The following is a 16,910-nucleotide window of genomic DNA, read 5'->3' as shown; positions in this document are numbered from 1 at the left end:
CTATCTCTCATGAGCACCATCTTCACTCGTAGAACCGGTCGTAACGTCTCCCTCGGCGTCCTCGTCGGACTCCTTGCGAGTTACGTCCCGTTCGTCTCGCTCGTCGCGCCCCTCATCGGAGGCGGGGTGGCGGGCTACCTCGAACGGGCGGGGACTCGGCGCGGCGCGCTCGTCGGCGGCATCGTCGGCCTCGCCGTCGCCGTCGTCGCGAGCATCCTCTCGCTGGGCGTCGCCGTGGCGAACCTCGACGTCGGCACCGTCGGCGGCGTCCCGGTCCTCGGCCTCCTCTTGGCCGGCGCGCTCTGGACCGTCGTCGCCGCCGTCGGCGGCGCGCTGGGTGCCGTGGTCGAGGCCGACAGGGCCGAACGCGCCGCGCGCGTCGACGCCGGCGACGGGGAGTCCCGGCCGCGCGCCGTCCCCGTCTTCGCGAGCGTCCTCGCCGCCGTCGTCACGTTCGTCGGCGTCGGTCTCGGAGTGACGGCGCTCCTCGACCCGTACATCTGGCCGTCGATGGTCGTCGGCATCCCCTTCGGCGCTCTCGCGGGCGTCGCCGTGGGCGTCCTCAGCTACCACGTCCTCCTGACCCGGTCGGGCCGCCGCGGCCTCGGGCGGACTCCCGGCGCGTCGTAGCGGGCTCGTCTCTCGCGGACGGCTCGAATCTTCGTCGAGCGATACGATTTCTCACGTGCTGCTGTCTCCTCCGCTCTCGATTCTCGCCGTCGCGTCCCATCACCGCTCGAACCGGACCACCGTCTCCCGGTCGCTCTCCCGTTCGAGGACCGCGCGGGTCGCCCCGTTCGCCCACCCGGCCGGGAGCGCCACGCCCTCGTAGTCGGTGAAGGGCAGGTCGAACAGTTCCACCTCGGCACCGGCGGCGTCCGACTCGACCGCGCGGTCGTAGCGGATGTAGCCGTGGACGTCCTCCGGCGTCCCCGGGATGTCCACCGCCGTGCGCTCGAAGGGGAGTTCCGACGCTCGCTTCCGCACCTCGACGAAGAGGTTCATCGCCGCGGTGGCGATAGGGGCGCTGAAACTCGTCCCGCTGGCCTTCACGTAGTCGTCGTCGAGAACGGTCCCCAGCGAGGTGTCCGTCGCACGCGGGAGGCGGACGTCCTTCCCCAGCGCCACGGTGTCGGGGTTCTCGACGGCCCCGGGATTGTAACTGCTGAACCGCGTCAGCTCTCGCTCCTCGGTCATGGCGCCGATTCCGTAGGCGTCCATCGCGGTGGCCGGACTGCCGCTCGTCTCGCCGGTGTTCCCCGCCGAGACGACGTCCTGCACCCCGGCGTTCATCAGGCGGGTGTGCTCGTGGTCGATTTCGCGATTCCGCTCGCTGGACCCCCACGAGAGGTTGATGGTGGCGAGTTCGTCGGCGTGCGACCGCGCCCAGTCGTACGCGTCGAATATCGGCTTGCTGTTGCCGCTCCCGCTCTTTCCGAAGATGCGGAGGTCGACGATGCGCTCGATGCCGGGCGACAGTTGGGCGATGAGGCCGGCGACGGCCGTTCCGTGCCCCACGTCGTCGTACGGTTCGTCGGGCGCGCCGGTGAAGTTGTGGTGTTCGACCTCGATACCGTCGAACACCTCGTGGCTCTCGTCGACGCCGGAGTCCATCACGGCGACGGTGAGGCCCGCGCCGGAGGGCGCGTCGTCCGAAGCGGGGTCGGGCAGCCCGTGTATCGCGCGGATGTCTGAGACCGTGACCACGCCGCCGGTTCGTCCGGTCGTTATCTGCGGGTCGGTCCGAATCTCGAACATGTGTGATTGTTGGTAGCAATCAAGAAAAACGCCGGGGGTCGGAGGTGCGAAGCTCTTTGCGCCGACGCCCCCGAGAGTGGAGCGAACCCATGTCGCTCGCGTCCGACCCCCGCCGAGACCGGCGCTCGCGGTCCCTCAGCCGCAACCCCGTGGTGGAGACGCTCGCGGCCATGCTCGTCGTTTCCCTCCTGTCGTGGGCGGCGTCGGTCGTCGGTCTCGTCGGCCTGTTCGCCCTCGCGCCGCCCGTCCTCCTCCCGCCGTGGACGCTCGTCACCAGCGTCTACGCGCACGCCGGCCCGGGGCACCTCCTCTCGAACGCCGTCGTCGTCCTGCTGGCGGGGTCGCTCGTCTCGCTGACGACGACGCGACTCCGGTTCCACGCGTTCTTCGTCGTCACGGGCGTGCTCGCTGGTCTCGCGCACGTCTGGACGGCCGGCCTGTTCGGCGTCCGGGCGGGGGTGCTCGGGTCGAGTGGCGCGGCGTTCGCACTCGTCGGGTACGTGCTGTCGGCCAACCCGGCGTCGAGCGCGGTCCTCGACCGACTCCGACTGCCGGCACGCGTCGTCGTCGTCGCCGTCGCCCTCGCGGCCCTCGCCTTGACCGTCCTGTTCAGCGCACCCGGGAGCGCGCTGGTCGCGCACTTCGCGGGGGCGGCGATGGGACTGGTCGCCGGTCGCCTGCGACTGCTCCGAGCCGGTCCGCGCCGACCGGCGTGACGCGCTACTCGTCGTCGCCCGTCCGCACCTCGATTCCCCTCGCGGCCACGTCCTCGAACGTCGCCTTCCAACCGCCGACCTTCACCGTCTCGTCGTCCGTCTCGACGGTCAGCGTGGCGTACGTCGGCGGCGAGTTCGTGTAGTCCACGTCCGCCGGCCCGCCCACGTCGTACTCGACGATTGGGCCCGCCCAGCGCCCGCGTTCGCGGTGTCCCGTCCGCCGCCCCTCGACGACGGCCGAGAACTCCTCGCCGGCCTCGAATCGCTCCCCGAGGTCGATGACCGTTCGCCACGGGTCGAGGTACCGGCGCGGGAACGAGGGCGACGTCTGGACGACTCGCGAAGCGTGCCACACCTGCTCGCCGTAGTTCTGAAACAGGAGGACGAGGTTCGGCTCCTGGGTGATGATGTACGGCTGTCGGTCCTGAACCGGGTGTTTGCTGGAGAAGATGCCGTACGTCCGGTCGGCGACGACGAACGTGTCGGCGGCGGCGCGGTGACGGATGTGGAACCGGTCCGGGAACGTCCGACCCACCTCGTCGGGGTCCGTCCCGATGAACAGCACGCGGACGGTGACGCCCCGGTCCGCGGCTTCGAGGAGGTGCGGTTCGAGTTCGACGTAGCGCTCGTCGGGCAGGCAGACGGTCAGCCAGTACTCCGCCGCGTCTATCGCCCGCCGGGCGTGTCGGAGCGCCGTCTCGTCGCGCTTGACCATCGAGACGAAACTCCGCGGCTCTCCGTCCGAGCGGTGGTGGAGTTCTTCGAGTCCGGTCGCGACGGACGACACCGTCTCGGTCAGGTCGTCGATGCGCCGCCGCTTGAGGTCGTCGAGGACGACTTTCGGCGACGGCGCGCTCACCTCCTTGCCCTGCGGCCCCGCGCGCACCTCCACGAGACCCATCTCTTCGAGCGTGTCGATGACGCCGTAGATTCGGCCCTGCGGGACGCCGGAGTCGTCGACCAGTTCGCTCGGGCGCGCCTCTCCGGCGCGCACGGCCGCGAGGTACGTCCTCGACTGGTACTCGGTCAACCCGAGGTCCTCCAGTTCCTGCAGCAGTTCGTGCTCGTTCATCCTCGTCGTCCCCCTCGTTCGCTGCGCATCGTCACGACTCCGTAGACGCCGCAGTAAATTATAACCCCTGCGAGTTGTTGTCTTGTTTCATGCACGCGACACCGCCGGCGGTCGACTTCGGCGACGCGGAGACGCTCCTCTCGCCCGACGCGACGGGCGAGGGGAACTGGGTCGGCGCCCCGTGCGCGTACGACCACGGCGACGACGCCTACCTCGCGGTCCGCGAACGCGACCCGGACCGACGGGGGCACCGCGTCACCGTCTACGCGTACGACGACGGCGTCGGGGAGGCGGTGCTGACGGTGACGGCCGAGCAGTTGGGCGTCGTCAGCATCGAACGCCCGTCGCTCGTGACGCACCCGCGGACCGGCGACGTCCAACTCTACCTGCCGGTCGACCGCGGCGGGAACGACTGGACGATTCGCAAGTGCGCCGACGCGCCCTCGGTCGAATCGGTCGACCCGACGACCGCTCGCCCCGTCCTCCGTCCCGCCCCCGGCGGGACCGACGCCGGCGTCGTCAAGGACCCGACGATACTGACCGTCGGCGGCCGCTACTACATGTTCTACGCCGGGGCAGACGGCCTCTCCGAACAGGCGCACCTCGCCACCAGCGTCGACGGCGAGACGTGGACGCGCGCCGCGAACAACCCAGTCCTCGAACGGGGGTACTGGCACGACCACCACACGCGCGTCTCGACGGTCGTCCCCGCGCCCGACGCGCCCGCGTGGCTCGTGTTCTACGACGGGAGCGGCGTGGCCGACGAGGGGCGCACGTGGAACCTTCGGACGGGGATGGCCGTGACGACGGACCTGAAGACGTTCACCGACACCTGCCCGGACGGCCCGCTCTACGCCTCGCCCGCCGCCGACCGACAAACCGGACTGTCGACGTTCGGCACCTGCCGGTATCTCGACGTGCGCAGACGCGAGGACGACTGGGAACTGTTCGCGGAAGTCGCCCGCGAGGACGGGAGCTTCGAACTCCGCCGCGCGACCGTCGACCGGCCGTTCTGAGGGTTCGGACGGCCGTTCTGAGGCTCAATCGACCGCTCTGGACGTTCGGCCGACCGCTCTGAACGTCCGAGCGACTGGACATCCTCCGGGGAGACGCCCGCCGGGTCGATACTGACCGAGACGACACCGGTCGCACGTCGGGTCAGGAGCGGACGGTCTTCGACCGGGGGTCCGACTCGCGCGAGGTCCGCAGGGACTCGCCAGTCTCGCCGTCGAACACGTGGACGGCGGACGCCGGTACCGTGACCGGCACCGTCTCGCCCGGTTCGGGTCGGACCGACGGCGAGACGACGGCGGTGAGTTCCACCTCGCCGACGTCGACGTGGACGAAGTTGTCGCTCCCCTGGTACTCGGTGACGGACACCGTCGCGTCGAAGTCGGCGGTCTCGGGGTCGGACAGTCTGAGATGTTCCGGGCGGACGCCGACGGTGACTCGGTCGCCGTCGGCCGCGTCGGTCCCCTCGCGCGGAATCGAGGCGAACGCGATGCGGCCGTCGCCGACGTCCGTCCTGAGGACGTAGCGCTCGCCCTGCCTGTCGACCGTCGCCGGAAGCTGGTTCATCGACGGGTTGCCGAGGAAGTCGGCGACGAAGCTGTCGACGGGGTTCTCGTACACCTCCTCGGGCGGGCCGACCTGTCTGAGCACCCCGTCGTTCATCACGGCGACGCGGTCGGCCATCGTCATCGCCTCCTTCTGGTCGTGGGTGACGTACATCGTCGTGATGTCCATCTCCTCCTGCAACTGCTGGAGTTCGGTCCGCATCTGCGAGCGAAGCTTCGCGTCCAGACTCGCCAGCGGTTCGTCCAGCAGGAACACGTCGGGTTCGCGGACCATCGCGCGGCCGAGGGCGACGCGCTGTTTCTGCCCGCCCGAGAGGTCCGTCACGTCGCGGTCGAGCAGGTCCTCGATGCCGAACATCTCGGCCATCGACTCGACTCGCTCGTCTCGTTCGGCCTTCGAGAGGTCGGTCGAGTGCTTCAGGCCGTAGGCCATGTTCTCCCCGACGGACATCATGGTGTACAGTCCGTAGTCCTGGAACACCATCGCTATCGACCGGTCGCTCGGGTGCCGGTCGGTCACGTCGCGACCCCCGATGTCGATTCGGCCGTCGGTCACCGTCTCCAGTCCGGCGACCATGCGGAGCGTCGTCGTCTTCCCGCACCCCGACGGGCCGAGCAACACGAGCAGTTCGTCTTCGACGGAGAGCGACACGTCGTCGACGGCCGTCTCCGTCCCCTGTGCGTCGTCGTACCGCTTCGTCACCGCGTCGAGTACGAGTTCTACCATGCGTTCTCACCGCCGTTCGCGTCGTCGCTCATCTGATTCGTCCTCCGTCCTCGTCGAACGCGTACAGCGCGTCCGGGTCGTACGTGACGCCGATTCGGGGTTCCCCCCGGAGTTCGTCCGGGACGGTCCGCGCCCGGACGACGACGGGACCGGACGGCGTCGACAGCGTGAGTTCGTAGGCGCGACCGATGGGCTCGACCACGGTCACCTCGCAGTCGTGGACGGCGGCGGTCGTCTCGGGGCCGTCGGGGCCGACGACCGACCCCGCGTCGTCCACGAGGTAGAGGTTCTCAGGGCGGACGCCGACGCGTCGCGCCTCGTCGGGAACGGCCGCGGCGAGAGCGGCGTCGAGTGCGTCGTCGTCGGCCGACCGCCGGGCGGCGTCGGTGGGGAGGAGGTTCATCGACGGGTCGCCGAGGAAGTCGGCGATGAACGCGGACGTGGGGTCTTCGTACACCTCCTCGGGCGTCCCGACCTGCTCGATTTCGCCGTCGTTCATGATGGCGATGCGGTCGGCGATGCTCATCGCTTCCTCCTGGTCGTGGGTGACGTAGACCGTCGTGATGCCGAGTCGCTGCTGGAGGCTCCGGAGTTCGGACCGCGTCCGCACGCGGAGTTTGGCGTCGAGGTTCGACAGCGGTTCGTCCATCAACAGCACCGACGGCTCCCGGGCGATGGCGCGTCCGATGGCGACGCGTTGTCGCTGACCGCCGCTCAACGCCGCCGGTTCCTTCTCGAGGAGGTCCGTGATGTCCAGCAACGCCGCCGTGGACTCGATTCGCTCCGTCTGTTCGGCGTCCGAGAGGTCGGTCTTCCGCAACGGGAAGCGGATGTTCTGGCGGACGGTCTTGTGGGGGTACAGCGCGTAGTTCTGGAACACCATCGCCACGTCGCGGTCCTGCGGCGGTTCCTCGGAGACGTCCGTGTCGCCGATGGCGACGGAGCCGTCGGTGACGCTCTCTAACCCCGCAATCATCCGGAGCGTCGTCGTCTTCCCGCACCCCGACGGGCCGAGCAGGACGACCAACTCGCCCGCCTCGACGGGGAGCGACACGCCGTCCACCGCCGTCTCGTCGCCGAACCGCTTCGTCAGCGACGACAACGTGACCGTCTCGCCGCCCGTCTCGCCGACCACGGTTCCGTCGTACGGGCCGTCGTCGCGCGCCGTCGTCTCGGCGTCTGAGGCAGTCTCGTGCATCTGTCAGCCCTCCACCGCCCCCGCGGTGAGTCCCTCGACCATGTACTTCTCCAGGTAGAGGAACATCACGATGATGGGAAGCGTCGTCAGGAACGACGCGGCCATGATCTGCCCCCAGACGTTCGAGAAGTTGGCGTTCATCTGTTCGATGCCGATGGGCAGGGTGAGTTTTGCCTGCGACTTGAGGAACACCGACGCGAAGATGTACTCGTTCCACGCTATCTTGAACGCGAACAGGAACGTCGCGACGAGGACGGGCAACGAGAGGGGGACGACGACGCGGAAGATGGTCTCCACGCGCGAGTAGCCGTCGAGCATCGCCGCCTCCTCGATGGCGACGGGGAGGCTCTCGAAGTAGTTCCACAGCATGTAGAGCGTCAGCGGGAGCGTACTCACGGTGTACGTGATGAACAGGCTCAGTCGGGTGTCGACCAGTCCGAGGCGGGCGATGAGCTGGAACAACGGGACGACGACGGTTATCGCCGACAGCATGTAGACGACGACGACGCCGCGTCGGACCACCGTGTTCCCGGGGTAGTCGAGGCGGGTGAAGCTGTACGCGCCGATGACGCCGACGAACAGCGAGAACGTGGCCGTGACCGTGGCGACGATGGCGCTGTTGAAGAAGTAGGAGGTGAACGCGAACGTCTCCGAGGAGAACAGCACCGTGTACTGCGACAGCGTCAGGGCCTGCGGCACCAGTCCCGGGTCGTTCACGTAGATGGCGTCGTCGGGCGTGAGGCTGGTCGCCAGCATCACGTAGAACGGGAACAGGGCGACGAGCAGGGTGAGTCCGAGGCTCGCGTAGAACCCGGCGCGGCGGAGGCGGGTGTCGCGACTCACCTGCCGGCGGAGCAGTCTGAGGCCGGTCATCGACTCTCTGGCGACGGCGCCGACGAACGATATCATACCTTGTCCTCCCCGAACAGCGTCACGAAGCCGAGCACGAACAGCGCCTGCACGAGGAACAACAGCAGAGAGATGGCGGCGCCGAGACCCTGCTCGAAGTTGGCGAACGCCGTCTGGTAGGCGAAGATGGGCAGCGTCAGGACCTGCCTCGTCAGGAGCCACACCTCCGCGAACGTGTTGAACTCCCAGATGAAGCGCAACAGCACCACGATGGCGATGGTGCCCTTCAACTCCGGCAGCGTGATGTCTTTGAACTGTGCCAGCGCGCCGGCCCCGTCGATGCGTGCGGCTTCGTACATGGACTCGGGTATCGCTTGCAGTCGCGCGACGAACAGCAGGAAGGCGAACGGGAAGTTCCGCCACGCGGAGAAGACGACGACGACGGGCAGGGCCGTCGCGCTCTGTTCGAGCAGTCCCACGCGCGTGCCGTACAGTCCCCACTCGGCGAGTAGGTTCGGAATCGACCCCCAGAGCGGGCTGAGCATGAACTGCCAGACGAACGCGACGGCGATGATGGGCGTGACGTGCGGGAGCAAGACGAGGCCGCGGGCGAGTCGGCGCCCGCGGAACTCACGGTCGAAGAGGAGTGCGACGGCGAGACCGACGACGGTCGAGAGCACGGTACTCCCGACGGTGAACGCCACCGTCGTCGTGAACGCCGACCAGAACCGCGCCGCCGTGAGCAACTCGACGTAGTTCCCGAGTCCGACCCACTGTGGGGCGCGGTTCGGGTTCAGCGGAACCTCGGTGAAACTCAGGTAGACGTTGTAGGCGATGGGGTAGAGGATGACCGCGCCGATGAGGACGACGGCCGGGAGGATGAGGAGGACGCCGAGAACCGCCTCGCGACGCTCTACCGGGTTCTCCGCGTACCTGTCGAACACGGAGGTGGTCGCCTCCCTGACCGACGTCATGAGAGGGCGTTACGCATCTTCTCCGCCTGCTCTTTCGCCACGGTGTCGGGCGCGTGGTCTTTCACGACGACGCGGTTGACCGCCTCGGCGACGAGCGAGTTGCTGGAGATGGTCCCGAACTCCGGCAGGAGCGTCCCGTCCACGAAGTCGAACCGGTCCATGTTCCCGAGCGCGGACGATATCTGGTCGATGGTGTCGCTCCACGCCGAGAGAATCTCGTTGTCGAGGTAGGCGTCCGACTCGGAGGTGGACTGCAGCACGGGCATCGTCCCGCCGGGGTTCGTGTGACACCACTTCACGTACTGCTCGTCGCTCATCACGTGTTCCACGAAGTCGCCGCCGACCTGCCGTCTCGCGTCCGACTTCGCGAAGATGGTGTGTCCCAGCACCTGCCCGTACGTGCTGCGGCGCTTCTTCTCCGTCGCGGGCGCGAGGCCGGTGTTCTGCACCATCTCCTCGCCCTCGTCCGAGAGCAGGTCCGGGAGGAGGTACGAGGAGTACATGAACATGTGTTCCTGCTCGTTCCCGTAGAGGTTCCGCGTGTCCTCGAAGGAGACGGCTCCGGGGACGAACTCGCCGAGGTCCGAGAGGAAGGTGAGCGCCTCTATCATCTCCTGAGAGTCGAAGACGACGTTCGCATCCGCGTCCAGCACCCGCGCGTCGTTCGACTGCGCGAACTGGGTGAAACACTGCCGCGCGTACGCCGTCGCCTTCGTCCCGAACCCGATGCCGTACATGTCGTTGTCCGGGTCGTGGAACGTCTCCGCCGCTTCGAGGATGGCGTCCCACGTCACCGGCGGTTCCAGTCCCTCCTCCTCGAAAGCGCTCTTGCGGTACCAGATGCCCTGGACCCACGCGTCGGCGGGGATGCCGTAGTAGCCCCCCTCGCCGTCGCTCATGAACTTCAGCGGGCCCTCGCGGAAGTCGTCGGACCCGACGTTCTCGATGACCTGCGAGGCGCTCTCCGCCGAGAGCGACCCGTCGGCGCCCAACCGCTGTATCGTCTGGATGGCGAGCAGTCCCACCGTCGGGAGGGTGTCCGACGCCACCGCGCTGGAAATCTGCTCGGAGATGGCGTCGTTGTCGATGTACCGCGCCTCCACAGTCGTTCCGCTCGACTCCTCGTAACTCGCGACGATCTCGTTGATCGGCCCTCGGAAGTCGTCGCCGTTGTGGATGTTCCAGTACTTGAACGAGTCGACTGACCCACCGCCGCCGCCGCCGCCACCGCCGAACGTGCCGGTACACCCGGCGAGTCCGCCGGCCAGTCCTGCCGCGCCCGCCGCGAGCACGTTCCGCCTCGTCAGTTGGTCAGAGTGCGACATGCCGGAAATTTGAGGATAGTTCATGATAAACCTAACGGAGAACAACTACTCAGAGTTGTTGTTCCCCGCAAGAGTTAATCCGGTCGATTCGTAGTCACGTCGTATGCACAGTTCCCACGGTCCGCCGCCGAACGAGTCGGGCGAGGTGTCGGACGGATGCCGCTAGAGACGCTCGTGGACGGGTACAGCTTCTTCGTGCGAACGACCCCGGACGAACTCGGTCCGGAAGGAGGACTGTACCACCGGGACACGCGCTTCCTCTCGGAACTCGCCGTCGACGTCGCCGGGACGGAGTTGGCCCACATCGGCGAGACGCTGGACGCCGCGAACGAACGGACGGTCACGCTCGCCACCGCGGGCCCGGCGGTGAACGAGATTCGAGACCGGAACGTTCCGAAACACAGCGAAGTCGTCGTCCAGCGACGCCAGTCGGTCCACGAGGCCGAAGGCTACGCGGAGACGGTGGTGCTGGAGAACCACGCCGCGGCGTCCCGGTCGGTGACGCTCACCGTCCGGTTCGACGCCGACTTCGCGGACCTGTTCGAGGTTCGCGGACTCGGCACCGACATCGACCGGGACGTTCGGCGGACCGCGAACGACCGGTCGGTCGTCCTCCGGTACGACTACGAGACGGCCGACGGCGAGTCCGTCACCCGCGCGACGCGACTTCGCTTCGGACGGCGGCCCGAGAGCCTCTCTGAGACGGCGGCCGTCTTCTCCGCCCGCGTCCCGCCGCAGGGGCGGTTCGAACTCCCCTTCGTCGCCGCCGTCGACGGGGCGGCGTCGGCGTCGGAAGCGGCGTCGGAGTCGGAGGCGACGGCCTCCGCCGCGCCAGAACCGGACGCGACGCCGCCCGCCGCGACGGGGTCCTCGGACGGCGCGGCGGCGACGCTCCCGGCCCGCACGGAACCGGTCTCGGTCCCGCGGGTCGAGACGGGGACCGCCCGATACGACGCCGTCTTCGAACGGGCCCGGTCCGACCTCGTCGCACTCACGACGGAGACGGAGCACGGACCGGTTCCGCTGGCCGGGACGCCGTGGTTCGTCACGCCGTTCGGACGCGACGCCCTGCTCACCGCCCACCAGACGCTCGCCGTCGCGCCGTCGCTCGCGGCCGGAACGCTCCGGTACTTCGCGGCCACCCGCGGCCGCGAGGACGTTCCGTCACGCGGGGAGGAACCGGGAAAGGTGTTCCACGAAGTCCGCCACGGCGAACTCGCCGACCGGCGCCGCATCCCGCACCGGCCCTACTTCGGCACCGTCGACGCGACGCCCCTGTGGGTGACGCTCCTCGACGAGACGTGCCGGTGGCGGGGAAGCGAGGCGCTGGCGGAAGAACTCGCGGACGCGCTGGCCGACGCGCTGGCGTGGACGTATCGAACCAGCGACGCCGGCGACGACCCGTTCCTCTACTACGAGACCGACGGCGTCCTCGACCACCACGCGTGGAAGGACACGGCGGACAGCATCCGGTTCGCCGACGGCACCGTCGCCGACAGTCCGCTGGCGGTCGCCGAAGTGCAGGGCTACGCGGCGAGAGCGCTCGACCGCGGCGCCGCCCTCCTCGACGGTCTGGACGCGGACGTGGAGACCCACGTGCCGGCCGACGCCTACCGCGACCGCGCCCGAGCGATCGAACGCGCGTTCGACGAGGAGTTCTGGCTCCCCGACCGGACGTACTACGGCCTCGCGAAGGACGGAGACGGTCGAATCGTCGACGCCGTCACGTCGAACGTCGGCCACTGCCTGTGGACGGAGACGATTCCGGCCGACCGCGCCGACGCCGTCGTCGAGACGCTCGTCGACGGCCCGTCGTCGACGGGGTGGGGCCTCCGGACGATGAGTCCGAACGACGCCGGCTACTCGCCGGTGTCCTACCACGCCGGCGGCGTGTGGCCCCACGACACGTCGCTCGTCGCACTCGGCCTGTCGCGGTACGGACACGGCGACGCCGCGGAACGACTCGCGGAAGGGGTCTTAGACGCCGCGACGCGGTTCGAGCACGAACGCCTCCCGGAACTGTACTGCGGGTTCGACGACGACCGGGACCCGGTCGAGTACCCCGCCGCCTGCACGCCGCAGGCGTGGGCCGCGGGCGCGCCGTTCGCCTTCCTGCAGGCGGCGTTCGACCTCGCGCCCGACGACGACGGGCCGACCGCTCGCCGCGCCCCGGACCTGTTCGCGCCCGAGACTGTCGAGACGCTCCGCGACCGGACCGACAGGTCGCCGCGAAGCGAGTAGCCGAACGGGTGCGGCGTCGCCCCGTCGGCCTCGAAGCACCGCCCGACCGGCAGCCGTGCTGTCAGAACGAGTCGGTTCGCTCGCCGTGTTCGACGCGCCTCTCCCGGACCCGGTTCAGTCCGCCCGTTCCAGCGAGTACACGCGCTTCCTCGCGTCCTTCAGACAGACGTCCTCGTGGACGATGTCCGCGTCCTCCAGTTTTCGGAGGGCGTCCCGAACGGTCCGCGTCGAGAGTTGCGTCCGGTCGGTCAGTTCCCCTTGCGTCAGGTGCGACTCCCGTTCGAGGACGAAGTGGACGAACTTCGCACTCGGGGGGAGGTTCTCCAGCGTTCGCGCGGTTTGTTCGGCGTGAGACATGGAACTAGGTCCGTCGGGCCGTCGGTCGGAGGGCCGTCCCTGCGGTCGCCGACGGGCCACGTCGAGCGCTACGGCCCGCTCCCATATAGCCCTTCGACAGCGTCGATGTAACCCGGTTACACCGCCGTAACCGTGGGAAGGAGCCGTCCGGACGGCTCGCCCGCCCGTCGCCGACGCGGGCGCCCGTAGCCGATGAGTCGACGTGGGGTCCGCCCGTCGTGTGCGACTCCGTCCTCGGGGTCCAGTCGAGGCCACCGTCGCCTGCGAGTATATCAGGAACGATAGTTACGGTAACCGCACCGGCAGCGACACCGCCGCGGCGCGTTCGTCTCCGAACGTTCGAGAGCGACTCTGCTGGCCTCCAAAGCGCGTCTCGCCGACGGATCGCGTCGGTTCCCGCGGCGCTCGGGTACGACTTACGCACATTCCCCAGAACTGAGAATTACGCGTCCGTTATACGTGGTACGCGGCACACGGTTCAGGTGTAAGGTGACTTCCGATGGCAACTAACGAGATGCAGTCGCGCGTGAACGAGTTCGAGAGTACGGTCGCAGGTGTCACGATTAGCAGCAAGGCTCACAGCCTCAGCGCGTGGTTCGTCCTCGCGCTTCGACTGATGATGGGATTCGCGTTCTTCTACTCGGGATGGACGAAGATTCTGGCCGCCGAACCGTTCAGCGCGGCGGGCTACCTGAACAACGCGGTTCCGGCCGCCAGCCCCCTCTCGGGAGTGTTCGCGTGGATGGGGAGCACGCCGTGGTTCGCCGAGTTCCTCAGCGTCGCGGTGCCGTGGGGTGAACTCGCCATCGGCCTCGCGCTACTCGCCGGCGCGGTGACCCGCCTCGCCGCGTTCTGGGGCGCGTTCATGATGCTGATGTTCTACTTCAGCAACTGGGACGTCGCTCACGGGTTCATCAACGGCGACTTCGCGTACATGCTGGTGTTCCTCGCCGTCGCGGCGTTCGGCGCGGGGCGCATCCTCGGACTGGACAGCAAGATAGAGCAGTACGACGTGGGCGGCCAGACGCTGCTCGAGAAGTACCCGATGCTGAGCTACGTCCTCGGCTGAGCGGGTACGCTCTTCTCTGCGGGGACGTCATCTCCGGCCCCCGTCGCCTCGCGGACCGACGTTCGCTCGCCGTGAGTACCGGCGCCCATCCGGAAAACCGCCCGACTGGCGTACAGGTAATTCGTTCCGGATTTCATGGATATATGAGCTCGCCCCGGGAAGTTACCACATGGATACCCGCGACCACGTGAGACTCCCGCCGATATTCGACAATCTGGACGTGGGTATCACGTTCCGCCATCCCGAGAATGGGGCAGTGCTGGACGTGAACGCTCCGATAGAGCGACTCTACGGATACACCGCCGACGAACTCCGAGGAACGACGGTGAGCGAGTACACACCGCCGTCGACGAAATTCTCCGAAGAGCGCGCACTTCGCGAGGTTCGAGCCGCTGCCGCCGGCGATTCGCAGTCGTTCGAGTGGCAGATAGAGCGCTCGAACGGCGAGTTGCGCTGGATTCGGGTCCACCTCAACGGGACTTCCGTCGACGGCGTCGACGGCGTCATCGCCGAGGTCCACGACATAACCGAGTATCGGGCGCGAGAACGCCGGTTGCGGTTACTCAGCCGTATCGTCAGACACAACCTCCGGAACAAGATGAACGTCCTTCTGGGGTACGCCGACCGCATCAGATCGGCCGTCGAGGACGAGTCGCTTCAGTCGGAACTGGAGACCGTCGTGGAGATAACGAACGAGGTCGGAACGCTCAGCGACTCGGTCCGCCAGATAGAGGAGATAGCCGAACCCGACGCGACGAAACGTTCGCCGACCGACCTTCGCGACGTCGTCGAATCGGCTGTCGAACGGGCGCGGCGCGAGTACGACGACGCGACGATCCGTCTCGGTAGCGCGGCCAGCGTCTCGGTCATCGCCGACGAGGGGGTCACTTACGCCGTCGAACACGCCATCGAGAACGCGGTCGAACACAACGACCGGCGCACGCCCGAGGTGACCGTGTCGGTGGCCGAGGACCGGGCGGACTGCTGCGGGGTGATTCGCGTTGCCGACGACGGGCCGCCGATTCCGGACGTCGAGATAGACGTGCTCGGAACCGAAGTCGAAGCCAGCAGCACGTACCACGGGTCGGGAGTCGGTCTCTGGGTCATGCAGTGGTGCGTCGATTCGCTCGGCGGCGAACTCGAATTCGAGGAGAACACGCCGCGGGGGAACGTCGTCTCGATATCGCTCCCGAGTTCCGAACCGGTCGACCCGTAGCCAGAGGGGCCGTCTGTCCTCTGCGCTCTACGACTCGTCGGCCATCGCGCCGAACGCCTCGTCGGCGTCGGCGGGCACGTCGAAGTCGTGGTAGTTCTCGCCCTTCTCCGTCGAGAGGATGTTGAGCGCGGCGGCGGCGCCGTCGCCGGCGCTGATGACCGCTTGCCACTCCTCGGCGCGGACCATCGCGCCCGTGGCGTACGCGCCGTCGACGCTCGTCTCCATCGTCACGTCGACGTCGACGAGGTCACCGTCGAAGTCGCAGCCCAGCGACTCGGCCAGGTCCCGGTTCGCTCCCGTCGCGAGGACGACGTAGTCGGCGTCGTGGTCCTCGCCGTCGGCCGTCACGGTGAACCCGTCGCCCGACTCGGACACGTCCGACACCTCGGCGCTCACGCGTTCGACGCCGAACGTCTCGGCCTGTCGCTGGAGCGTCTCCAGGAACACGGTACCGTCCTGCGAACCGATGCCGGGGTAGTTGAACAGGTGGGCCTTGTGCAACCACGTCTTGTCCGTGTCGAAGACGGTGGTCTCCAGCCCGTTCTTCTGGGTGAACAGCGCGGCGCTCAGTCCGGCGGCGCCTCCGCCGACGACGATGACGTGTGCCATGGCAACGTGTTCGCACGGCGACGTGAAATGCGTTTTCGCAACCGAGCGATTCGCCGGTACCCACGACGCTGAACCGTCCGGAGACGCGACCGGTTCGGTCTCGCCGCCGACCCCGGCGTCACGCTACGGCCGCCACCCGCGGAGAAAGGCGACGGAGAGGCCGCCGACGGAGAGGCCGAACGGGAGCGTGACCGTCCGGACGACGAGGACGGCGGCGGCCGCCGCCGCGGGTGCCGCCCCCGTCACGAGGGTGAGTGCGCCGCCGAGGACCACGTCGTACGCCCCGATGCTCCCCGGAATCGGGACGATGCTCGACGCCTGCGGGAGGGGGACGACGGCGACGATGGGGAGGAGGGCGACGGCCGCCCCCGTCCCGGAGCCGATTCCGAGGAGCGCGACGTAGAGGGCCGCCGCCGTCAGCACCTGTTCGACGACGCCGCCGACGGCGACGAGTGCGACCAGTCCCGGTCGGTCGCGGAACAGGAGGACGCGGGCCCAGAACCGTTCGACCGCGGACGCGACGACCGCTCTGTCGTGCGGGTCGTCCCGGTAGAGCGACGACGCCCACGCGACGACGGGCGCGGCGACGGCGACGGCGGCGCGGGAGACGGCGGCCCGGAACCGGAGGACGACGAGGCCGCCGACGAGCAGGGTGCCGACGGCTCCGGCGAGGGTGACGAGGACGAACCGCGGCGAACTCCCGCCGACGGTTATCGAGAGCGCCAGCACCGTCGAGAGCAGGAGTTGAGCGCCCGACTTCACGTACTTCGCCACGCCCCGGACCGCGAGGGCGTCGGCGTACGACGTCTCCGTCGTGACGCCGATGAACCGCGCCATGATGGGCTCGGAACTCACCGGTCCGGCGGGGCTGAGCGTGTCGAAGAAGTCCCCAGCCATCGCGAACTGCACGCTCTGGCGCTTCGAGAGGCCGCGCCCGAGGGGGTTCACCGACGCCCAGACGCCGATGCCGTCCGCGAGGCCCTCGCCGACCACGAACAGGACGACGGCGGCGACGGCCCACGGCGGGAGTTCGGCGACGCGGCCCGCCACGTCGCCGGCGCCGACGGACGCGAGGTAGCCGGCGAACGCGCCGCCGCCGAGGAGGACGCCGACCAGAAACCTCGCCAATCTTCGCACGGTCGAGAACTCCCGTATCGACGCAAAAGCGCTTCGTCTCGCCGCGCCGTCCCGATGTCGGGCGTCTCACGGGGAGACTCGGGTG

The 16,910-nt window shown here is 68.5% G+C and carries 16 protein-coding genes; 6 read left to right on the top strand and 10 right to left on the bottom strand.

Annotated elements, in window-relative coordinates:
• Positions 1-9 precede the first annotated feature (9 nt).
• Positions 10-630 carry a DUF5518 domain-containing protein gene (locus BM310_RS17700; protein ID WP_089810257.1) on the top strand — a complete coding sequence of 207 codons (621 nt, stop codon included), beginning with the start codon at positions 10-12 and terminating at the stop codon, positions 628-630.
• A 99-nt stretch (positions 631-729) separates the two neighbouring features.
• Here BM310_RS17700 and BM310_RS17695 read toward each other — a convergent pair whose 3' ends face one another.
• The gene (locus BM310_RS17695) at positions 730-1,758 is read right to left on the bottom strand and encodes a S8 family serine peptidase (protein WP_089810255.1); all 1,029 of its coding nucleotides are present in this window, start codon (positions 1,756-1,758) and stop codon (positions 730-732) included.
• Positions 1,759-1,928: 170 nt separating this feature from the next.
• Here BM310_RS17695 and BM310_RS17690 point away from each other — a divergent pair, with 170 nt between their 5' ends.
• Complete coding sequence (locus BM310_RS17690) at positions 1,929-2,474, top strand: rhomboid family intramembrane serine protease (protein WP_394328073.1); 546 nt, start codon at positions 1,929-1,931, stop codon at positions 2,472-2,474.
• Between the two features lie 4 nt (positions 2,475-2,478).
• Here the strand turns inward: BM310_RS17690 and BM310_RS17685 are convergent, their stop codons facing one another.
• Positions 2,479-3,546 carry a TrmB family transcriptional regulator gene (locus BM310_RS17685; protein WP_089810252.1) on the bottom strand — a complete coding sequence of 356 codons (1,068 nt, stop codon included), beginning with the start codon at positions 3,544-3,546 and terminating at the stop codon, positions 2,479-2,481.
• 89 nt (positions 3,547-3,635) lie between these two features.
• Between BM310_RS17685 and BM310_RS17680 the strand changes: the two genes are divergently transcribed.
• On the top strand, positions 3,636-4,562 hold the full coding sequence (locus BM310_RS17680; RefSeq protein WP_089810250.1) for a glycoside hydrolase family protein: 927 nt from the start codon (positions 3,636-3,638) through the stop codon (positions 4,560-4,562).
• Between the two features lie 142 nt (positions 4,563-4,704).
• Here the strand turns inward: BM310_RS17680 and BM310_RS17675 are convergent, their stop codons facing one another.
• From BM310_RS17675 to BM310_RS17655, 5 genes are read right to left on the bottom strand one after another with little or no spacing between them, the layout of a single operon-like run.
• Complete coding sequence (locus BM310_RS17675; RefSeq protein WP_089810248.1) at positions 4,705-5,850, bottom strand: ABC transporter ATP-binding protein; 1,146 nt, start codon at positions 5,848-5,850, stop codon at positions 4,705-4,707.
• Between the two features lie 28 nt (positions 5,851-5,878).
• Positions 5,879-7,048 carry an ABC transporter ATP-binding protein gene (locus BM310_RS17670; protein WP_089810246.1) on the bottom strand — a complete coding sequence of 390 codons (1,170 nt, stop codon included), beginning with the start codon at positions 7,046-7,048 and terminating at the stop codon, positions 5,879-5,881.
• 3 nt (positions 7,049-7,051) lie between these two features.
• Complete coding sequence (locus BM310_RS17665; RefSeq protein WP_245778541.1) at positions 7,052-7,957, bottom strand: carbohydrate ABC transporter permease; 906 nt, start codon at positions 7,955-7,957, stop codon at positions 7,052-7,054.
• Positions 7,954-8,871 (bottom strand): carbohydrate ABC transporter permease, encoded by a 918-nt coding sequence (locus BM310_RS17660; RefSeq protein ID WP_089810244.1) that lies wholly within the window; start codon positions 8,869-8,871, stop codon positions 7,954-7,956. The genes BM310_RS17665 and BM310_RS17660 overlap by 4 nt, the downstream gene beginning before the upstream one ends.
• Positions 8,868-10,196 carry an ABC transporter substrate-binding protein gene (locus tag BM310_RS17655; protein ID WP_177232691.1) on the bottom strand — a complete coding sequence of 443 codons (1,329 nt, stop codon included), beginning with the start codon at positions 10,194-10,196 and terminating at the stop codon, positions 8,868-8,870. Before BM310_RS17655 ends, BM310_RS17660 begins: the two co-directional genes overlap by 4 nt.
• Before the next feature lie 156 nt (positions 10,197-10,352).
• Between BM310_RS17655 and BM310_RS17650 the strand changes: the two genes are divergently transcribed.
• Positions 10,353-12,437, top strand: coding sequence for an amylo-alpha-1,6-glucosidase (locus tag BM310_RS17650; protein WP_089810240.1), 2,085 nt, complete (start codon positions 10,353-10,355; stop codon positions 12,435-12,437).
• 114 nt (positions 12,438-12,551) lie between these two features.
• On the opposite strand, the gene BM310_RS17645 is transcribed toward BM310_RS17650, so the two are convergent.
• Positions 12,552-12,794 (bottom strand): winged helix-turn-helix domain-containing protein, encoded by a 243-nt coding sequence (locus BM310_RS17645; protein ID WP_089810238.1) that lies wholly within the window; start codon positions 12,792-12,794, stop codon positions 12,552-12,554.
• A 499-nt stretch (positions 12,795-13,293) separates the two neighbouring features.
• Here BM310_RS17645 and BM310_RS17640 point away from each other — a divergent pair, with 499 nt between their 5' ends.
• Both BM310_RS17640 and BM310_RS17635 read left to right on the top strand, forming a co-directional pair.
• Positions 13,294-13,863, top strand: coding sequence for a DoxX family protein (locus BM310_RS17640; RefSeq protein WP_089810236.1), 570 nt, complete (start codon positions 13,294-13,296; stop codon positions 13,861-13,863).
• Positions 13,864-14,032: 169 nt separating this feature from the next.
• A complete protein-coding gene (locus tag BM310_RS17635) occupies positions 14,033-15,079 on the top strand; it encodes a PAS domain-containing sensor histidine kinase (protein WP_089810234.1) in 1,047 nt (348 codons plus the stop codon).
• A 27-nt stretch (positions 15,080-15,106) separates the two neighbouring features.
• Here the strand turns inward: BM310_RS17635 and BM310_RS17630 are convergent, their stop codons facing one another.
• On the bottom strand, positions 15,107-15,688 hold the full coding sequence (locus tag BM310_RS17630; protein WP_089810232.1) for an FAD-dependent oxidoreductase: 582 nt from the start codon (positions 15,686-15,688) through the stop codon (positions 15,107-15,109).
• A gap of 123 nt (positions 15,689-15,811) precedes the next feature.
• A complete protein-coding gene (locus BM310_RS17625) occupies positions 15,812-16,825 on the bottom strand; it encodes a lysylphosphatidylglycerol synthase domain-containing protein (RefSeq protein ID WP_089810230.1) in 1,014 nt (337 codons plus the stop codon).
• Positions 16,826-16,910 lie beyond the last annotated feature (85 nt).

Source organism: Halogeometricum rufum (assembly GCF_900112175.1).
GTDB lineage: Archaea > Halobacteriota > Halobacteria > Halobacteriales > Haloferacaceae > Halogeometricum > Halogeometricum rufum.
This window is presented reverse-complemented; position numbering and strand designations above follow the sequence as displayed.